Source organism: Methylophilus sp. UBA6697 (assembly GCF_002454655.1).
Classification (GTDB): Bacteria; Pseudomonadota; Gammaproteobacteria; order Burkholderiales; family Methylophilaceae; genus Methylophilus.
Genome location: NZ_DKJH01000001.1, coordinates 24,234 through 43,897, shown reverse-complemented (window position 1 = coordinate 43,897; position 19,664 = coordinate 24,234). Strand labels below are relative to the sequence as shown.

18 protein-coding genes are annotated in these 19,664 nt (G+C 51.0%); 2 read left to right on the top strand and 16 right to left on the bottom strand.

The features are described from left to right. Positions 1–107: 107 nt before the first annotated feature. The 4 genes from B3355_RS00200 to B3355_RS00185 all read right to left on the bottom strand — a co-directional run bounded on the left by B3355_RS00200 (position 108) and on the right by B3355_RS00185 (position 4,334). On the bottom strand, positions 108–560 hold the full coding sequence (locus tag B3355_RS00200) for a MarR family winged helix-turn-helix transcriptional regulator (protein WP_414683403.1): 453 nt from the start codon (positions 558–560) through the stop codon (positions 108–110). Between the two features lie 269 nt (positions 561–829). Then, positions 830–3,292, bottom strand: a complete 2,463-nt coding sequence (locus B3355_RS00195) for a bifunctional diguanylate cyclase/phosphodiesterase (RefSeq protein ID WP_292778965.1) — start codon at positions 3,290–3,292, stop codon at positions 830–832. Between the two features lie 12 nt (positions 3,293–3,304). Continuing rightward, entirely contained in the window at positions 3,305–3,892 is a 588-nt protein-coding gene (locus B3355_RS00190) for a methylamine utilization protein (protein WP_292778962.1), read from the bottom strand. A 22-nt stretch (positions 3,893–3,914) separates the two neighbouring features. Next, positions 3,915–4,334 (bottom strand): group I truncated hemoglobin, encoded by a 420-nt coding sequence (locus B3355_RS00185; RefSeq protein ID WP_024930265.1) that lies wholly within the window; start codon positions 4,332–4,334, stop codon positions 3,915–3,917. Positions 4,335–4,521: 187 nt separating this feature from the next. Between B3355_RS00185 and B3355_RS00180 the strand changes: the two genes are divergently transcribed. After that, complete coding sequence (locus tag B3355_RS00180) at positions 4,522–5,361, top strand: DUF3034 family protein (RefSeq protein ID WP_292779247.1); 840 nt, start codon at positions 4,522–4,524, stop codon at positions 5,359–5,361. 7 nt (positions 5,362–5,368) lie between these two features. On the opposite strand, the gene B3355_RS00175 is transcribed toward B3355_RS00180, so the two are convergent. From B3355_RS00175 to B3355_RS00130, 10 genes are all read right to left on the bottom strand, one after another. Beyond that, complete coding sequence (locus B3355_RS00175; RefSeq protein WP_292778956.1) at positions 5,369–6,139, bottom strand: hypothetical protein; 771 nt, start codon at positions 6,137–6,139, stop codon at positions 5,369–5,371. A gap of 87 nt (positions 6,140–6,226) precedes the next feature. Further along, complete coding sequence (gene pqqA, locus B3355_RS00170) at positions 6,227–6,298, bottom strand: pyrroloquinoline quinone precursor peptide PqqA (protein ID WP_081624291.1); 72 nt, start codon at positions 6,296–6,298, stop codon at positions 6,227–6,229. A gap of 140 nt (positions 6,299–6,438) precedes the next feature. Further along, positions 6,439–8,676 (bottom strand): lipopolysaccharide kinase InaA family protein, encoded by a 2,238-nt coding sequence (locus tag B3355_RS00165; RefSeq protein WP_349679988.1) that lies wholly within the window; start codon positions 8,674–8,676, stop codon positions 6,439–6,441. 8 nt (positions 8,677–8,684) lie between these two features. Beyond that, complete coding sequence (locus B3355_RS00160; RefSeq protein ID WP_292778953.1) at positions 8,685–10,673, bottom strand: LTA synthase family protein; 1,989 nt, start codon at positions 10,671–10,673, stop codon at positions 8,685–8,687. A 73-nt stretch (positions 10,674–10,746) separates the two neighbouring features. Next, positions 10,747–11,124 (bottom strand): hypothetical protein, encoded by a 378-nt coding sequence (locus tag B3355_RS00155; RefSeq protein WP_292778950.1) that lies wholly within the window; start codon positions 11,122–11,124, stop codon positions 10,747–10,749. Positions 11,125–11,242: 118 nt separating this feature from the next. Continuing rightward, positions 11,243–11,620 (bottom strand): hypothetical protein, encoded by a 378-nt coding sequence (locus tag B3355_RS00150; RefSeq protein WP_292778947.1) that lies wholly within the window; start codon positions 11,618–11,620, stop codon positions 11,243–11,245. Between the two features lie 79 nt (positions 11,621–11,699). Continuing rightward, on the bottom strand, positions 11,700–13,304 hold the full coding sequence (locus tag B3355_RS00145; protein ID WP_292778944.1) for a hypothetical protein: 1,605 nt from the start codon (positions 13,302–13,304) through the stop codon (positions 11,700–11,702). A gap of 2 nt (positions 13,305–13,306) precedes the next feature. Then, positions 13,307–14,629: an MFS transporter gene (locus B3355_RS00140; protein WP_292778941.1), complete on the bottom strand. Its 1,323-nt coding sequence runs from the start codon at positions 14,627–14,629 to the stop codon at positions 13,307–13,309. Further along, the gene (aas, locus tag B3355_RS00135; RefSeq protein WP_292778938.1) at positions 14,626–16,761 is read right to left on the bottom strand and encodes a bifunctional acyl-ACP--phospholipid O-acyltransferase/long-chain-fatty-acid--ACP ligase; all 2,136 of its coding nucleotides are present in this window, start codon (positions 16,759–16,761) and stop codon (positions 14,626–14,628) included. The genes B3355_RS00140 and aas overlap by 4 nt, the downstream gene beginning before the upstream one ends. Positions 16,762–16,785: 24 nt before the next feature. After that, complete coding sequence (locus tag B3355_RS00130; RefSeq protein WP_019880837.1) at positions 16,786–17,091, bottom strand: ArsR/SmtB family transcription factor; 306 nt, start codon at positions 17,089–17,091, stop codon at positions 16,786–16,788. A gap of 151 nt (positions 17,092–17,242) precedes the next feature. On the opposite strand from B3355_RS00130, the gene B3355_RS00125 reads away from it, so the two are divergent. Then, entirely contained in the window at positions 17,243–17,908 is a 666-nt protein-coding gene (locus tag B3355_RS00125; protein ID WP_292778932.1) for a PEP-CTERM sorting domain-containing protein, read from the top strand. Here the strand turns inward: B3355_RS00125 and B3355_RS00120 are convergent. Together B3355_RS00120 and hemC are read right to left on the bottom strand one after the other, a co-directional pair. After that, positions 17,905–18,672: a uroporphyrinogen-III synthase gene (locus B3355_RS00120; RefSeq protein ID WP_292778929.1), complete on the bottom strand. Its 768-nt coding sequence runs from the start codon at positions 18,670–18,672 to the stop codon at positions 17,905–17,907. The two genes, B3355_RS00125 and B3355_RS00120, sit on opposite strands and share 4 nt — an antisense overlap. Then, positions 18,669–19,613: a hydroxymethylbilane synthase gene (gene hemC / locus B3355_RS00115; RefSeq protein WP_292778926.1), complete on the bottom strand. Its 945-nt coding sequence runs from the start codon at positions 19,611–19,613 to the stop codon at positions 18,669–18,671. Before hemC ends, B3355_RS00120 begins: the two co-directional genes overlap by 4 nt. Positions 19,614–19,664: the final 51 nt, after the last annotated feature.

Below are 19,664 nucleotides of genomic sequence, written 5' to 3'. Positions count from 1 at the left end.
CTTCATTCCCTTTCACTAAAATTTAAAAAAATGATCACACAAAATTAAATCGTGCACTACTTAAATGTCAAAAAAATGAACACCCGCTTTTTTAAGTTGCCCGGGGCTTAGGCAACATGCTGAATCAAATGATTACGCAAGCTATTCAGGCGCTCACGCAATGCACCAAGTTCCTCCAGTGAACAGCCCATGGCACACAGCATGTCATCCATAATGCCAGCCGCCTGCTGGCGCAAATGCCGCCCTTGCTCTGTCAGGCAAATAATCACCTGGCGCTCATCCTGACTGGAACGGATGCGTTGCACCAGCGCAGCAGATTCCAGCCGTTTCAACAACGGCGTTAACGTCGCCGAGTCTAAAAATAACTGCTCACCGATATCACTGACCGTACGTTGATCACTTTCCCACAATACCAGCATGACCAAATACTGTGAATAAGTGAGATCCAGCTTTTTTAACAATGGCCGATAGACCTTGTTGATCGCCAGTGACAGCGAATATACCGAGAAACATAGCTGGTCTTGCAATATCGGAGTTTTGCTTTTCACAATCTCATTCATATGCATCGATTATAAATAGCACGCTATATAATAGCAATAGATTTAAAATCTATTTATGAAAATAATTGATCACATAGTGAACAATGAAGTTTGCTTTTTTATGCATTCTGATCTGGCTCATTTCAATCTCCTCTAAGAGTGAGAAACCATCATAAACCCGATATTTGCTGAAATAAAGTTGAATGTTTTTATCCAACATATAAATAAAACTTATCGCCAGGCATAAGAAAGCCTCACTATACAGTGAGGCTTTTGCCGGTAACCCAAGTTTATTCGCCGAGATTATCCAGCTTGAAAGGGTCTTGTGCTTGCTGGTCAATCTCCAGCGGATTAATGTCGTAGGACAAGTCATCGCCGATATCAATGTCGATCTCGTTTTGGCCTTCCCAGCGCTCCAGCCAGATGGAAAAGTCTTTTTCCGGCATTGGCTTGCCAATAAAGTAACCCTGGCCTTCGTTACATCCCAATTTGGCTAATTGGTTGAGCACAAACTCGTTTTCTATGCCCTCCGCCACCACAATCAACCCCATGTTGTGCGCCAGGTCTATGGTCGATTTCACAATGCTGGCATCGCCGCTATTTTTGTCCATAAACATGACAAATGAGCGGTCAATTTTAAGCTCTTGCACCGGCAATTGCCGTAAATATGCCAGTGATGAATAACCGGTACCGAAGTCATCAATCGACAGATGCAAGCCCATCGCAGCCAGTTTCTTCACCACCACTTCAGCACGTTCAGGGTCTTGCATCAAACTGCCTTCGGTGATTTCCAGCTTCAGCGATTTGGCATCCAGTCCATGCGACGACAATAAATGACCAATCTGTTCCGGTAACTCCATATTATTGAGGTCGCGCGTGGACAAGTTAACCGCCAACGTGATGTGCAAGCCTTGTTTCTTAAAGCCAGCCAGCACCTGGCAGGCACGTAACAGCATCCAGTTGGTAATATCACTAATGACACCGGTTTGTTCGGCAAACGGGATAAACTGGTCAGGGAAGATCATGCCTTTTTCAGGATGCACCCAGCGTATCAGCGCCTCGCCGCCTAATGCCCGGCGCGTCGTCACATCAATTTTGGGCTGGATATACAGCAATAACTGGTCATGCTGTATGGCTTCTTTCAAGTCAGAAATCAGGGTCAAGGTTTCTGACTGATCAATTTCCAGCGCAGTGTTGTAGACAATCCATGGCGATTTTTTGGCTCTGGACTCCTGCAAAGCCGTTTCCGCATGGTTCAGCAAGGACTCTTCGTCCAGCCCGTGATCCGGATACAAAGCAATGCCGATGCCAGTACGCACATCTATCGCCTGGCCTTGCACGCTGACCGGTCGCTCAAACACCTGCTGAATCTTGTCTGCATAACGCGTGGCCTTGGCCTGGTCTGTTTGTTGCAATAGCACGGCAAATTCGTCCGCGTCCAGCCGCGCCACCATATCTTGCTCACTCAACACATTTTGCTTTAACACCTGGCCAACATGCCGCAGCAAATCATCACCAAAGTCGCGTCCCAGCGTTTGATTAATGGGTTTAAAGCGATGGATATTGATCACGATGACACTCAACTTTTGCTGACTGTCAGCATGTGTCATGATGGCCTGATGCACGCCCTGGTTGAATGCCAGGCGGTTAGAAAGGCCCGTGAGCTCGTCATTAAACGCCAGGCGCTGGATACGCAAGGAGCGTTGCAACACTGCTTCGCGCATGCTGTTAAGCGCTTTTGCCAGATGGCCGACTTCATCGGTGCTATTGACCTGGATTTCTTTTTCGTAATCGCCCATGGCAATGTTATCGGCATCGTTGACCAGGGCAGCAATAGGCTCCGTCGTTTTACGCGACACATACCAAATCAGCGCGGCAAAGATCAACACGCCAATAAACGTTAATAACACCATCACCTTGAACAGCGTATTCAAATCCTGCGTGAAAGGCTCAACAGAGCCTTGCAACACCACCAGTAGCGCATCGTCTTTAGTTTCATGCAGTGAGCGGATTTTTAAATGATAGGCCTGGCCATTGAGATCCACACGGTGTAATGACAGCTTCTGGCGATAAATATCGGCCACCGTTTTCACCAGTAAGTTAGACAGTTCACGGGTAGAGGTGCTACTCACCAGTTGCCAGTCACGTTGATGTGTTTTCTGGACAAAAGTGACGTCGAGATGCGTCAATTGCTTGATCTGGTCGGCCAAGCGGCCATCCACGGCAAAGCCCATGACAATCCAGCCGATGGTCTCTGGCGCTTTCACTGGCACCGTAATCAACTGGTACGGTTTGCCTGCAATAATATCGAACTTCAGCGTGCCACTTTGGTTTTCGAGCATCGCTTGCCGGGCATCTTCTTTGGCATTTGATCCAAACAGTGCCTGCTCATTATCCGTGGTGCCAATCACCAGATTGTCATTATTGCTGATGTAATAGGCAATCTGCGCGTGAATACGCCCCTGATAACTCTCCAGCGCAGACTCAATGGTCTCGGCATCATTGGTTGCGACGGCTTCCCTAAAAGCAAAGTCAGCCGCCAGCACCTGTGTCGCCTGCTTCAGGCTTTGCGTGTTATGTTGCAACAAGCTCACAAATACGCGCTCACCGACATTAATCTGCTCTGCAGCCAGCGTATCGGCATGCTTACTCAGCGCATATTTAAGCGGAAGCAGCCCGGCCAGTTGAATGGCGACCACCACTGTCAGAAATGTGAAAGCGATGCGCGAGCGGATATGTTTGAACTTGATCATGCAGTGTGATTGTTATGGGAGGGTGATCTTGACTTCGGTCGCACCCTCTATGGTTATCTTTTGTTCTACGCCAGGTTTGTTCTGGCCCGGCAGCCAGGCCTGGTAACTGTACTGCCCGTCATTCAACTTAAGGACAGTTTTGCCTTTGTCGTCTGTTTTGGCAAAAAAGGGCGTATCCACGACATAGATGTACCCTACCATAGAATCGTGAATGTTGCATCCCAAGGTCACCACCCCGGCCTGCTCAAACGGTACCGGATTAGTGGGTACGCCTGCATAAAGTTTCAATTCAAATTTTTTGGCAGGTGAAAAGGAATACACATGATGGCGGACAGTATCTTCATTGGGAAAATTAATGCTGGTCCCGGTTTGCACGATAGTCACTTTGGGATTGAACATCTTGTTCTTTTGTACAATCTTTCCAGCCGCATTCGGGTTGATAGCTGGTGTCTTGCCATCATAAAAAGCCACCACCGCATCAGCCACCGGCTTACCACCCGCGTCACTCACCAGCAGTGTTACCTCCGCCGCCAATGCCGATTGACACATGGCTATCAGCAGCATACTTGCACATCCAAGCCGAAACATCACACGCAACATCCACATTCCTTATATCAGGTGATTAATTAGTCACAACATCGCGCTTCATGGGCGCCAGTATCTTCAACAATTCGTTTTTCTCTTTGGTACCGACCCCGTTTACATCCAACCGTTCGCGCAACACCTCTACCATCAGCTCAAATTCGGCAGTAGTGATATGCAGGTCCGCATGGGAGTTCTTCATGGTTTCGCCTTCATACACGCATTCACCACCGGTTTTCACGCACAAAAAATTGGTCAGGCTTTCTTTGAGTGCCTTCATTTTTACGTCCTTAAACGAACGGCTGGTGCGCGGGTCTTTACTGACAATGTCCAGGGTCTGGTTGGAAACTCTGCTCAACATGGGCAAGCCACCAATGCGTTCAAACAAACTAGCCTCTGGCTTGGGTTGCGCGATACAACCGCACAAAAACAAGGCAATTGCCAAAACATAAAAACGCATTCCATTCTCCATTCCTTGGGTCGACTATCGCATACTACGTGAGCAGCCCTCCTGATGAAGCGTCAATCAACCAGCTTAATGCGGCTTTTTTTGGGCAATTGTTCTTATCGTGAAAATGAAACAATGCGATAACTAAAGTACCCACAATATTTTTATGCGACTCTTTACATCAAATTTGTCACGGCTGATGTCGGTGTTTGCCTTGGCCACACCTGCGCTCGTTACGCACGCGGGAGACCGCCTGTTAGCCACGGGCGGTGTCACCCAGATTGAAGGTGCCGCAGGCGGCGGCCTGATGCCATGGGCCGTGATCAGCGGCTACGGCACGGACAAGCAAATCGGTGGCTCACTGTTTTATACCCATGCTGCAACGCGGGGTGACTTCAAGCTTGATACCACAGGTGTTTCGCTGGGGTTCTTTAATCGCGTCGAAGTCAGCGCCAGCCAGGCACGTTTTGGCCTGAGTGATACCGTGCCAGGGGAGCAGATCCGCTTGAATACGCTAGGCATCAAACTGCGCGTATTGGGCGATGCCGTTTACGAACAGGATAGCTGGCTACCGCAGGTATCTGTCGGTGCGCAGTATAAATATAACGAAGACTTTAACTTTGTGCCTAAAGCACTGGGGGCCAGTGACCGCAGTGGGGTGGATTATTATGTCGCTACCAGCAAGCTATTTTTAGGCGCCATTAATGGCTATAACCTGTTGCTCAACGCTAACCTGCATGCCACCAAGGCCAACCAGTTTGGCATTCTAGGTTTCGGTGGTGACAAGCATGATAGCTACCGCATTCTGCCAGCCGTATCCGCAGCGGTCATGCTGTCAGATAATTGGCTGATTGGGACAGAGTTTCGAGATAAGCCAAATAACCTATCGGCCTATAAAGAAAACAGTGCCCACGATATTTTCATGACTTGGTTCCCGCACCGCAATGTGTCAATTACCGGCGCCTATGTCGACCTTGGCCGCATTGCCAACAAAGACAATCAAACCGGTTGGTATATCTCCGGCCAGATCAATTACTAAACTATTGTTAATGTGGTGAAGTCAGGCCACAATCTGCTTGTAACTTCTTATCCAGTTGCTTGAATTCAGCACCATTGCCAGTGGCAAATGCATAGGGATTGCTAGACAGATAGCGGTTGTATCTCACTTGGCGTGCTGTATATTTTTCTGCCAGACCATCAACATAACACTGACAGGCAGCAGGCGCTTTCACGCTGAGCGACTGCTGGCAATCCGCTGCTAGCACTTGCTTGTCAGCACCCGTCCATGGCTGGGCATCACTTTGGCCGTTAGCCCTGGCTTGGGTCAGCATGGCGTACATCAACTCAACACTGGCGCGCAACTTGCCTAAAGGCGCAGTTTGCAAGGTTTCCTGATGTTTCACTTGCAAACTAGCAACATCGACAATAAAGTCAGCGTCCAGGATGGGCTGCTCAGGAATCTGGTAGCCTTGTGCGGCCAGCATGATTTGCTTGGCAGGCTCTGCCTGCAATAGTGCTTGTGCTTCGGCAACATCGGCCGCAGGTACGCTCAATCGCCAATGCGCCTGACATGAAGCGGGTGTTTGTGTCGTCATTTGGCCCTGAATCAATTTGTCAGCCACGGCATCAGCAAACGCTGGCGGAATGCGCTGTAGCATGTACTGCATTTCCTTATCTGCCAATACATTCAACGCCTGTGCATCCAGACAAGCCGACACAGACAGGTGATAACACAATAAGCCTATCGTGGTAACGCAGTGCGCTAAACAAACCGTGTTTTTTTGCATATTCTCAGGCGCCGTCAATGATCTTTGCATTTGAGACTGCATGCCCGTAAAAAGTTTTGCAGCGAATATCAAATAAAAACGGGCGCCTAAGCGCCCGTTCATGTCATTAAGAACAAATTATTTGTTCATAACGTACATAGTTACTTCGAAGCCGAAACGCATTTCGGTAGCAGCTGGTTTAGTCCACATAGTCATTTCTCCTTGATCCTGATTTCGTTCTAGCGATTGCTATCAACGTGTGACCATATTAAAACTGCCCGGCGCGCTTGTCGTGATTAAACTACGCAACATGCATTCATGATTTTCATGAGTGTGGCCTGATATACCCCTTAAGCAAAGCGGGATTTGATATAGCGCAACAGCTTGCGTATGCCTTTGCGCCCCACTGTGCGCTTGAGCGACACTTTAAAGTCATAGACATAAAACGGCCATAAAAACTTTCCTTGCAATCTGCGCCCGGTCATCCCCAGATACATTTGCAAAAACTGTTTACGGCCATCCCAATGCAATTTATGTAGCGCCCGCGTCAAATCGGCCAGACGTTGCTTGATCATGGTCGCGGTGGGCGTTGCGTGCAGGCGCGCAGTGTCGATCAACACAAAGTGTAATTGCTCGCCCTGCCGCTGTACCAGGATATTGCCACCAGAAAAATCACGGAAATAAATACCGGAGTTGTGCATATGCAAACAGAAACGGGCAAAGGCGTGATACAGGGTTTCGGCAGCAATGCCTTGAAATTCAGTTTCACCATGTTTAAACGCCAGAAAGGCTTTTGAAATAGCAAAATCGTGTGGCACAAAAGCAGAGATATAAAAATTGCGGCGCAAGGTCGGGTCATTGGCATGCTCGATATAAGCGAGCGGCATCGCCGTCCCCACACCACGGCGCAATAACTCCATCGCCCCATTCCAGCTGCGCTTGGCTTTGCTCGGTTTATGTTTGTCCAGCCAGGTTTTGTGCCAATACATGCGTACCGGCTTTTTCACGGTCACTTGCTGCGTAGCGTCTCGCGGATCCGGCAGTGACCAGATGGCATTTCTGGCATGGCGCAAAGCCTCTGCTTTAGCAGGTGGCTGTAAGGCCTCGGGATGCCAGGCCTGCCACAACCGCTGTGCTTGTTCGGCATTCGCCGCCAGGATCATGCCACGCCAATCGCCCTCTTGAATCGGGAAATACTGTTGCCCTGCGATGTGTGCGTGAATCACGGCGCCATCCAACACTGGCCGTGTCGTACGCAATACAATCTGCTCGGCCTGTGGCCACACCAGGTAAAGCGGCGACTCTGTCACCATGGTGCGATCATGCACACGCTCACCATCGCGGTTGAATATCTGCGCTTGCTGCAAACTGTGCGGTGAATAAATCTGGTCCAGCAACGCACATTGGCCATTCACGGTCCAGGCAATATGCACGGCTTGCCCATGCTGTTGCAAGCGGTGAATTTCGAGACCATTACCAGTACTGACCGGCGCAATATACTGCGCGCCATTCAACCAGTAACTGACCATTTTAAAAGCAGCAAAACTCGGATTCTGCTGATAATCAGCCACCACGCCATCCGCTGACTTGTAATAAGCAACGCGCTCCAGCGCTGGGTAATCAGCATCCTTCAAGCCATCATCAATCAAGCCTTCACGATGGCAGACAAATGCTCCCCAGTTGGCATGCCGTAACGCGCCTGCTGCAGCGAGCAAGGTGAAATAACGTGTGACATAATCGGCCTGCTTCTGTGCGCCATCTGGAAAACGGCGCTTGATACGGTAAATCGCCCAAAATGCCACCGGTGACACCAGCGTAGGCACTCCGAGATCATCACCGATCTTTTGCAGTAACTTGGCCTTCTTAATCAGGTTGAATTTGAGGGCACGCGTCCACTTATGCTTGAGGATGCGGAAATCTGCCAGTTCAGGTTCGACCACGCGTTCCACAAACAGATTATTGCTATGCACATCCGGCAGCCGACGCCCTTCGCCCAAGGTCTTGAGCAGGCTGATGTTGTATAAGGGTTCAAAGTCCTGAATATTAGGGCCAACCACCACCACCTGATATTCCCTGGCCAGGTCGTAAGCGATTTGCCAGGCCGTCATAAAGCCGGGCATATCATAGCCTGCCCATTTTTTGCGATTGACTGTATTGCCTATCTCCAGCGCCGCGATGCCTGTCGCATAACTTTGCAGCAGCTCACTGACAAACTGCTTCCAGTTGGCCTGTGCCGCGTTGCTACGCATATTCCTGGCTGCCTCATAAGGCTGTACCGCATGTAGCGTTACCGAGAAATCCGCCGCCAGCAATCGTCGCAAGAAACGCTCCTGGAACGGTCGCGTATCATCATCACTGATATCCAGGCGCACGCGTTTAACGCCCAATGCTTGCAACTGCGCAAGCACGTAGTCATCAGTGGCAGGATCTGCATTGCTGGCAACACACAGGCCGATGAAATCATCAGGAATCGTGTGGTTAATGGTTGGCAGATGGCTGTTTTTAAGCCATAAGCCACCCGCGGCAATATATTTGAGGCCATCTATCATGACCTGGCGGGTGAGCATCGAAGGTTGTGCTTTATTCAAAACAACCCCTATTGCGGCAAGCGATAACGCTGCTCTTTATAGAGCAACGCCGGTAACAGGCTGTTGGCTAGCGCACGCTCGGCCAGGACCGCCCCATCAGCAGGCACGGCCGTATTTTGCAATTGCTTGCTGGCCGGATCGTAATGCCCAAACGCAGCAGGCTTGCCTTCACGCAGCACCACGACCTCATTCTCTGCTACCGTTGGCCCGATTTGCTGCATCCAGCCAAAATTGTAGTTATATTGCATTAAAGCGCGACCACGATAGTCAGCACTCACATTCGACAAGTCTTTGCCAGTCATTGGATGCTGCGCTTCTATGCCCATTAATGACAACACCGTCACCGGCAAGTCAATCTGGCTGGCAATCGCATCCACTGTTTTTGGCTGCACGGCCCCGCCCAGAATCAGGGCCGGAATATGGAAGTGCTCAATCGGCACCAGCGAATCGCCGCGCACGCGGATATCGTGGTCAGCCACGATCAGAAATACCGTGTCTTGCCAGTAAGGACTGGCTTTGGCCTTTTTAATAAATTCACCAATCGCATAATCAGCATATTTCACTGCATTATTGTCAGTCGCTTTCGGTTGCTCATACAACTCAATGCGGCCATCAGGGAATTCAAATGGCGCGTGGTTAGAAGAGCTGAATGCAAGCGTAAAAAATGGCTTACCGCTGGCATGATGCGCCATGAGCTGCTCGTGGGTTTTATTCAGCAAATCCTCATCTGACGCGCCCCAGCTGGCGACAAACACCGGGTTCTTGAAATCCGGCTGGTCGGTGATTTGCTGAAAACCATTACCCATGAAAAAACTGCGCATATTGTCGAAGTGCGACTCGCCACCGTAAATAAACTCAGTCAGGTAGCCACGCTTGGACAATAACGATGCCAGCGTAAAAAAGTTTTTCTGGCTTAAATCCAGCTTCACTGTGCTATCTGACGGTGTCGGCTGAAAGCCAGTCACCACTGCTTCAATACCGCGTACTGAGCGCGTACCGGTCGCATACAAATGGGTGAACCAGATACCATCGTTCTTGAGCTTTTCCAGGTTGGGCGTCACCGGCTTACCGCCGAGCGATTCAACAAAACCCGCACCCAGACTTTCTTGCAGCAAAATGACCAGGTTCAACGGTTTGTCGCGCTTGACGCTAGGCACCAGTGTCGTCAGCGTAGGAATATCCGCTTCTTGTGCACCAGTCAGCGCAAAGATTTTTTCACGCGGCAGCTTGCCATAAATCGCACTTGATTTCGCTTCGTGCTGCAGACTATAAGCGGCATAAAACACCGAGTAGGTAGAATTCAGAATCAGGCTGTTGACCATGCTGTCTTGCGTAATGGCAAACAGGGCCGGATTGGCCGGGCGATGCGTCAGTGATGAGCGTATCCCCAATACCGTCAGCACCAATACCAATGGCCACACCAGCCACACGGCTGGGCTTGCCCACTTGGCCTCAGCCTGACGCCATGGGTTAAGCAGCTTGGCCACAGCGGCAAAAGCAATGATCGTCATCACCAGGCCAAATATCAGCTCGGTTTTAAAACCCTGCCACAACATGCCAAACACTTCGTGCGGATATTTGAGGTATTCGACAAAAATACGGTTAGGACGCACATCGTATTCGAGGATAAAGCCAGGCGTGGCAGCTTCGAGAAACACCAGTAACACCAGTGACAGCAATACCCACCAGTAGGTGAATCCGCGCCATACCTTGAATAGTTTGCGTGTGGCTAATATGGGCGAGAGCAATACAGGAATAATGGCCAGCAAACCCAGCTGGATCACATCGACGCGTACGCCTTGCAGCAGAATCTGGCACAGCTCGCCAGTGGCCTGCACGCGCTCCCACTTCCAGGCCACCAGGCCCAGACGCGTGAGTGAAAGCAAGACCAGCCCACTGATCAACATGACAATGAGCGGCGCATATGGGCCAAACCAATGGCCGATTGCCCAGAGTTTTGAAGAAGAACGTGGTTTGCCGAAATAACTGGATTGCATGTTTGCTTAATCAGATGGGATTCAAGCGTGTGATTATAACGGGTTATTCGCGATTGTTCGCGCAGGGCCTAAGCTACTCGGGCAAAACAGACTTCTTGCGCAAGTCGAGATACACCGCGGACAACAATCCTACCGGAATCACAAACCCGACCAGCAGCGGTACCAGGTCAACCAGCATATCGACAATACCGGTCTGGCCAGTCAATAAACTCCATGCTTTTGCCAGTAGAGGAATCACTGTAAACAATAAAGTGGGGATTAAAAACCAGATTGTACTGGTCGCCCCGCGCTTCGCCAAACGTGCACAAAGATAAGACACCACAGCCACAATCACCGCCGCCCCTGCGCCCCACACGGCGCCTGCCACAATGGTGATCCAGCTACCTACCTGGTAGAGCAATAAACAAATGATCGCGGTCAAAATCAGTTTCCGTTGGCTAGCCAATGACATAAAGCGCTTCTTTTGATTGAGTTAAAGCTAAGACAGGCTTTCATTATAAAGGTGCAGACGATGCCATGGCATTGCAGAAAAATGGGATTGCCTAAGCAATCCCGTGATACTCGTCACCTTAATTGGTCGTCGCTGGCGGTGCTGCTTCATATTCTGTCGGTTGCACAGGATTTCCGTGCGTCGTCCCGGCTTTTTCGTCTTTATTCCTCAGCACTTTGTTTTTGTGCCTTTTCATGGGTCGATCGGCCGAGCCCTTGTCCGTGCGTTGGGCCTGGTCTTTAATCTGAGGGCTCTCCGAATTACCCAGGTTGCTAGCATCATTAGGCACTCCATCTTGACTGCTACCAATAGGCCCTTTGTCTGTCCGGCTTTGCTGCCGGTCGACTTGCGGGCTTTTAGACGTTCCCAATGTTGCACCGTCATCTTTGCTTTCAGCCGCATAAGAAGACATGATTGAAATCACAGAAACCAACAATGCAATCAGTAATTTGTTCATTTTTTGTCCTTAAATAAAAAATGTGGTTTGGCATTTTTATTTAAAAGGGAATCATGAATCCTGCTTATCCGTGCTTTGCTTATTTTGCTGTAGGAAGAGCGCGCCTTAGCAAGTGCCTCAGTCCTTTCAGCAATACCCAGGCGAGCCCAATCACACTGATTAAAAACAGAATCGCTGGTATCGGCAATAATGCAGGCGTCTCTGGCTGGTGCGCCAGCCCCTCTTTTAACGGCTCAGGCAAGGGGTTTGGCGTGACCGGGATAATTTGCCACTGGTTTCTGTCCGCCGGAGCTTGTTGCAAGTATTGCGCAAAGCTATACACAGGTGCCAACCCATATGCCCGACTGGATGGAATTTGCGGGATACGTACAAAATAAATAGCTTCAAGCTGCCCTGGCATAGCTTGCATAGCACCAGAGCGCAAGGTTGATTGATTGCCCGTTTGGGCGATTTTAAGCAAATCGCTGCCTATCGCATCAAACGCCACGGCCGGAAACAGCCTGGTCATTTCTGTGTTGAGATAATCATAAATGGCACGGCCTTTTTGCAAGCTGCGCTCAGTCGCCGCCACATACCAGTAAGCGGCGCTGGCTTTGAGCAGGCTTTCGACACCACGTTTTGGCACTTGCCAGCCCAACTGACGCAGCGTATCAATGCTGATGCCAGCGCAGTTTTCCAACGCGTGGTCATAGACAAAGTCGTTGCGGTAAAAATGCTGGAACACCCGGTTATTCAGTGCTTGTACCTGTTTGGGAGTCTCCGGCTGGCTAAACACTGCCACCAGCATATAAGACGGGCGGTAAAATGCCTGGCCGCTATTGAGGTCGCCCATGTATTTATCAAACGGCGTCACGCCGGCGATAATGCCCTTCTCACTATTGCTGGCCAGGTTGTAATAATTGTTCACCAGCCAAGCAGCATACTCACCGTCAGCGCCCACAACGCCAGTGGCCAGCGCAAAATGACCACCATGCGCTTCATCGTCATCTCCTTGCGCACCATTGAGTAAAATACCAAGGGCGGCTTTGCCGGGCGACTGTTGCGCGATGCCAGGCGATTTTTCCCATAACAAGCGGCTTTGGTAAGGGCTGCGTGCGCCACCATTGGCAAACTGTACCAGTGATTGCAGGCTTTCTCCTGACTGCAAAGGCTGTGTACCAGCAGTGAGATTGAGTTTAAAGGGTTGCGGCCAGACGGTGCGTGCCACCAGCGTTTGTCCCTCCAATTCACCACGGATCGACAGTGGCTGTCGGCTGAGATAGCGGCTGGTTTCGGCATTCCAATAAGAACGATTACTAACGATCTTAGGCACCAATTTAAAACCAAATCGATCCCCTTTTAGGCTAGTGACTGCAGTTGCCTCAGCGTTTAAGGTCAGTGCCGTCCAGTGCTGCCTGGCACCCGTCCACACCAAGGCGGGCAATGCATCCGGGTTTAATGCTTGTGTATCTTCAACGCCACGTTTGCTGGCATCAAAGCTGACCACCGGCGCACCACTTTGCGGCAAGGCAAAAGTTTCATGACGAAAATACCATAAGGCTTGTGGTGACGCCTGGCATTGCTGGCAATCCCCCTCAACCGTTTGAAATTGGTTTTGTGTATATAAGCCCAATTGATCGCCTCCAGGCTCACTACAGGCAAGCGACGAAACCAAACCTAACCCCACGCCCACGATACGACGCATGCTTATCCTCTCAAGCCACACAGGTAAGCACGCACGGTATGCCAATATTCCGGCTGGCGAAAACACAGATAAATGGCGACCAGCACATTGACCGCTGCCGTGATGGCAAACAATTGCGGAATACTGATACCCATACCAAACAGCAACACCGAGAAACCAGCCGAAAGCACCATAAACAAGGCATTCATAATATTGTTAGCCGCAATCACGCGTGACTGATAGCCCGCTTCAGCGCGGCTTTGCAGCAATACATACAGTGGCACAATATAGAGGCCACCACTCACGCCAAGCAATGCCACATCGAGCAACATGCGCCAATCATCCATCCCGGCCAGTGCATGCAAAGTCAGTGCTGGATTGGCTAATAACTGTTGCTGAATACTGCTGGCAGTGTTGGCAAAATCCCAGGCGAATAATGACATGCCTGCCGCACCCAGCATGACCAGGCCCAACTCCTGTTTGCCCTTGGAGAGCTTTTCGCACCAGACCGAGCCCACACCCACGCCGACCGAGAAAATCGATAACAGGCTAATAAAGTCGCGCTCACTGCCCTGCAACACATTTTTCGCCAGGTTAGGAAACTGTGCCAGCAAGGTCGCCCCAAAAAACCAGAACCAGGAGATGGCGACAATCGCCACCCACAACGTTTGCTGCGCCCAAAACGTGCGCACATTTTTGATGGTTTCGGTGATCGGGTTCCAGTTAATGGTGATTGCAGGCACAGGGGCCGGTGACAACGGAATGCCGCGGCTCAAGTGATAGCCAGAGATGGCTATCAGCAACACACTCAAACTGGTAAACAAGGCATGCTGCTCCAGACTACCTAACCAGGCACCCAATACTTGCCCCAGCAAAATAGCCACAAAGCTACCCATTTCAACCAGGCCATTACCGGCAGTAAGCTCCGTAGGCTGTAAATGCTGCGGCAAATAAGAGTATTTCACCGGGCCAAACAAGGTGGAATGCACGCCCATTAAAAATAGTGCCAGCGCTAGCATCAACAAGCTGCGACTTAAAAAGCCGATACTGGCAAACAGCATGATACAAATCTCCAGCACCTTCACCAGCCGGATAATCTGTGACTTTTCATATTTGTCCGCCAATTGCCCGGCCGAGGCTGAGAACAGGAAAAACGGTAAAATAAACAGGCCAGGCAACAAAGTGGCCAATGTTGCGCCATCTAATGTGGTCAGGCTGGACGTGTTAAAAGCCACCTGGGTAATCAATGCGGTTTTAAATACATTGTCATTAAACGCACCTAACCCTTGTGTCCAGAAAAAGGGGCCAAAGCGTTGCTGGCTGAGTAAGTTGAATGGATTGGTCATGCTGCTTGCTCCGCCATTTGTTTCAAAGTGACATAATCGGTTTTACCGGTACCCAATACCGGGATGTGCTCAACCACGATCAATTTACGTGCAATGGCAATTTCGGGCGAGCCCAGGTTTTTGGCGACAATTTGCAAGTCTTCGCGCTTCAGTTTGGCATCGGTGGTGAAGAGCACAATGCTTTCGCCACGGCTGGCATCTGCCACGGTAGTAGCTGCATGCTGCTGCTCGGGTGCAGCGGTGTTGGCAATCTTTTCAACGACTTCCAGTGAGACCATCTCACCAGCCACTTTGGCAAAACGCTTCACCCGACCTTTGATATGGATAAAGCCTTCAGCATCCACTTCAACGACATCGCCCGTTTCATACCAGCCATCTTTCGGCGCGACCAGCACACCCGGGTTGTCGTATAAATAGTAGCCTTGCATGATGTTGTCGCCTTTTACCGTCAACAAGCCGCCTTTTTCTATGCCGGGCACCGGGCTAAGCTTGTATTGAATCCCAGGAAAGAATTGGCCGACACTGCCGTTGCGGTTGGCCATGGGCGTATTGGCAGCGACCACGGGCGCGCATTCGGTGGTGCCATAACCTTCAAGAATGCGGATGCCAAATTTTTCATGGTAAATCTTGCGCACTTCTTCGTTGAGCTTTTCTGCCCCGGCAAACACCACGCGCAATTTATAAAAGTCATACGGGTGGGCATATTTGGCGTAATTGCCCAAAAAGGTGCTGGTGGAGAAAAACACTGTGCACCCTTTGTCATAAATCACTTCCGGGATTAACTTGTATTGCAGTGGTGATGGAAACAGCAACAGCGGGATACCGTTGAGTAAAGGTAGCAGCGCGCCGGTAAAACCAAAGGCGTGAAACAGCGGCAAGGCCATCATGAATTTATCAGCCGGGCTGAAGTCCAGTGTCGCCAAAATCTGGTGCGTGTTAGCCAAGATACTTTTATGGCTATGCACCACACCCTTGGGTTTACCCTCAGAACCGGAGGTAAATAAAATCACCGCCGTATCCTCTGCGGTCACCGGCTCCATCGCTGCGCGCGGGTAAAGCAAGGCGTAACCCATGAGCCAGGCACGGTCCAACATGCCAAACTGGGCACGTAGGTCTTCAAGGTAGACAATATTCAAATCGCTCATTTGGGCGACCGTTTCTTCCAGCTTGGCCGCTTCAATAAACTTGCGCGAACTGATGACCGTTCGGATATTTGCGGCGATACAGGCATTGCGCATGCCATCCGCACCGGCTGTGTAATTGAGCATGGCAGGGATTCTTTTAAAGGCACTCATCCCCAGCACCAACGCCAACGTGTTGGTGATATTAGGCATCAACACCCCGACCGCTTCGCCAGGCTGGCTCACCTTGGTGGCAATCCGACCCAGCGCCAGGCTACGCTTGAGCACCTCCTGATAGGTGTCCTCAACCTGGTTCATATCCTCGATGATGCGTGTCTTGGCACCGTATTTATCCATGGTGTCGAGAAAAGCTTCAAACAGGCTTTTGCTTTGCTGGGTTTTAAACAGCATATGCTGCATGATGCTACGCATGGCTTCACCGGCAATGCGGCGACGCTGCTTGGCAGTGAGTGGCGCATGATGCCCATGTTGCTCAATACGGATCTCTGTCGGCGGCAAGATTTTCAGGGTCACGCGTGGTAACAACTTGCGCGGATGCACATCCGACAAACGGCCAAAATAAGATTGGGCGGCACCTTCGACGCGCACCGGCAAGATTTTGACGCCCGTTTTAGCCGCCACAAAACCGGGGCCGTCATACACCTTCATCAAGGCGCCCGTCAGGGTAATCCGGCCTTCAGGAAAGATCACTACATTTTCGCCCGCATTCAGGCGCTGCACCACTTTCTTCATCGCCAGAGGGCTGGCCGGATCAACAGACAAATGTGGTGTCAGTTTCAACCACCAGCGGAAAAAAATGTTCTTCAACACGCCGGTATGCACGACAAAGGTCGCGCGCTTGGGCAAAAACAAGCCTAGCAACAAACCATCCAGAAAAGACTCATGGTTGGCAATAATCAACAATCTGTCTTCCTGCGGCACATTCTCCAGCCCGGTGACACGCACTCGGAACAACAGACGACACACACCCCTTAATACACTGACCAACATGGTTTGCTCCCGGTTAAATTCTTTTTATATTTCGTCTTTAATATAGTCCAGCACGTTTTGTAGTGCCTGCTGCATGAATGGCTGATTGACCCAAAAATAAACTTCGCGGCCAATTTTTTCACTCTGCAAGGCACCGCCTCGTTCGAGTACTTTTAAATGATGTGTCACTGCGGTACGACTCAACTGCGAGCCCTCCACAATTTGCAGAATGGTGAGCCGCTCGTTTTTTTCGAACGATAGCAAAATCCGTTGCCGATGGGCATCACCCAATGCAACAAATAGCTCAGAAATGGCATTCCAGGGTTCTGGAACTTGGGTCACTGTTTTCATATAACCAAATAATTAGTTATTTAGTTTGTTTTGTCAAGCACCATCATACAATTCTGTTTTGGCCATGGACTAGTCTGCGCTTCACCAAAGCATCATCCAACCTTGGCGCACGCCCTATTACACTGCAATGCCGCATGTAAAGGAGTGTGAGATGTTACGCCTGTCAGTATTGTCCTGTTTGCTTGTCTGTTTGCCGTTGGCGAGTCACGCCAGTGCAGAAATCAGCCTGGCAAGCACGAGTTGCTCCGGCGACCTGTCGCTGTCAGCAGGCAGTGGGATCTCATTAGCCTGTACTGGGGACCTAAGCCTGGATGGTGGGTGGCTAAAGTCTGACAGCCTGATCTCACTGTTCGCCGGTGGAGACCTGACACTGAACAACCTCAGCCTGTACGCGCAGGAAATCACTTTATCAAACTTGACCGGCACCCTGACAATAGGCAGCAACGTCCTACTCGACATCACGCACGCGCCCGCAGTCGCCAGCGGCGCTATCAATATCAGCAGCGGCTTGCCCAAGCCGGTTATCGCGTGGCAAAGTTTTGATATTGGTTTGAATCCCGGCGCGATCATCACAGTGGGTACGGGTAACGCAAGTGTGATAAATCGCGTCATGGGTCATAGACCCGACTTGGCCGGCAGCTTGTCTCTCACATCCGCACAGAGCCAGTTATCACTCAATGCATCACGGCTAAACCTTATCAATAGCGCAGGCATTCATGTATCTGCGGTGCCTGAGCCTGATAGTTACATGCTGCTGCTGACAGGCCTGGGGCTTATGGCTTGCAGGCGCAAAACCAAACAGACATCAAGCAATTAACCAACGATAGGTGAAAGATGGGTTTGCAGCAGACTGAGCATGGCGACATCGCCAGACTGGTCTGCGCTGAATGCGGTCAAACCGGATGCACGCGCCTGCTCGGCAATGCGGGCATGGTTGACGAATAAAGGAGTGGATTTTAACCAGTCAGCGTTGCCTCCCAGCGTCAGCAAAAAACGCAAGGCTTCGGTGCTAGTGACAACAATGCCATGTAATTGGCCTTGAGCATAAGCTTGTTGCAATCGTTGGGCGCTGCTTTGCGGATTCACGCGGCGATAGCATTCACCAAACACCACTTCAGCGCCGCGCTGCTTCAGGGTATCCGCCAGCAATTCACGCCCACCGATGCCACGCACAATCAGCACCCGCTGCCCTTGCATGTACTGCAATTCAGGCAGCGCCAGCAAAGCTTCGCTATCAAAGCGCTCACTTGGTGTCAGCACCTCTGCAACACCATAGCTTTGCAAACTGGCAGCGGTGGTTGGGCCGATAGCAGCAAATTTGAGCGATGGCGAAATACCTGCCTGTTGCAGCAAAGGCATGCCATGCTGCACGGCATTTGTACTGATAAACACAGCCCAATCAAACTGGCTAAGCGGCGTGACCGCCGCATGAAACGCGCTCAGGTCTTCCAAGCCTTTGATATCAAGCAAGGGAAAAGAAATGACTGCACCGCCCGCACCGATGATCGCCGCAGTGAGCTTGGTGGCTTGCTCGGCTGGACGCGTCACCGCGATATGCACCCCGGCCAAGGAGAGTGTCATTTGACGCCGTCCAGCGTCGCCAGGATTTTATCGGCACCGCGTGAGACCAGTTGCAGCGCCAATTGCTGGCCGAGTTTTTCTGCATCTGCCGCATTGCCGGTCACGGTTTCCTTCAGCATCTGCTTGCCATCAACGCTGGCGACAAAGCCTTGCATGGTGATGGTGTCGCCCTGCTTGGTGGCATAAGCGCCCAGTGGCACGGTGCAGCTGCCTGCCAATGCGCGGCTAAAGCCACGCTCGGCCAGCACGCACAGCTCAGTGTCTTGGTGGTTTAGCGGCGCCAGAATGGCTCTCAAATCAGTGCGTGCAGCATTGATTTCTATGCCTAAGGCACCTTGGCCGACGGCAGGAATACTGTCTGCCGGATCGATAAAACCTTTGATGCGGTCACCTAACTCCAGGCGGATCAGCCCGGCCGCCGCCAGAATAATCGCCGCATATTGGCCTTCATCCAGCTTACGTAAGCGGGTTTGCACATTACCACGCAAAGATTCGATTTTGAGCGTAGGGAAACGCGCCTGTATCTGGCTTTGACGGCGTAGGCTGGAGGTCCCCACCACGCTGCCATCAGGCAGATCTTCCAGGCTGGCATAGTCGTTAGAGACAAACGCATCGCGCGGATCTTCACGCTCACCGGTGGCCGTCAACACAAAGCCCTCGGGCAAATGCATAGGCACATCTTTCATACTGTGCACAGCCAGATCCGCACGGCCATCGGCCAATGCATTTTCAAGCTCTTTGACGAATAAACCCTTGCCACCGATACGCGACAACGGGGAATCCAGAATCTGGTCGCCGGTGGTGGTCATGCCTAAAATGCTGACGTCACATTGTGGATATAAGGCCTGTAACCTGGCCTGGATATGCTTGGCCTGCCACATGGCGAGTGCGCTTTCGCGCGAGGCAATGACTAGCTTGGCTGGAGGATGAAATGTACTCACAACGATGTTACCTATGATGGATTTAGCGTGCTATTTTAACACGGCATCGGC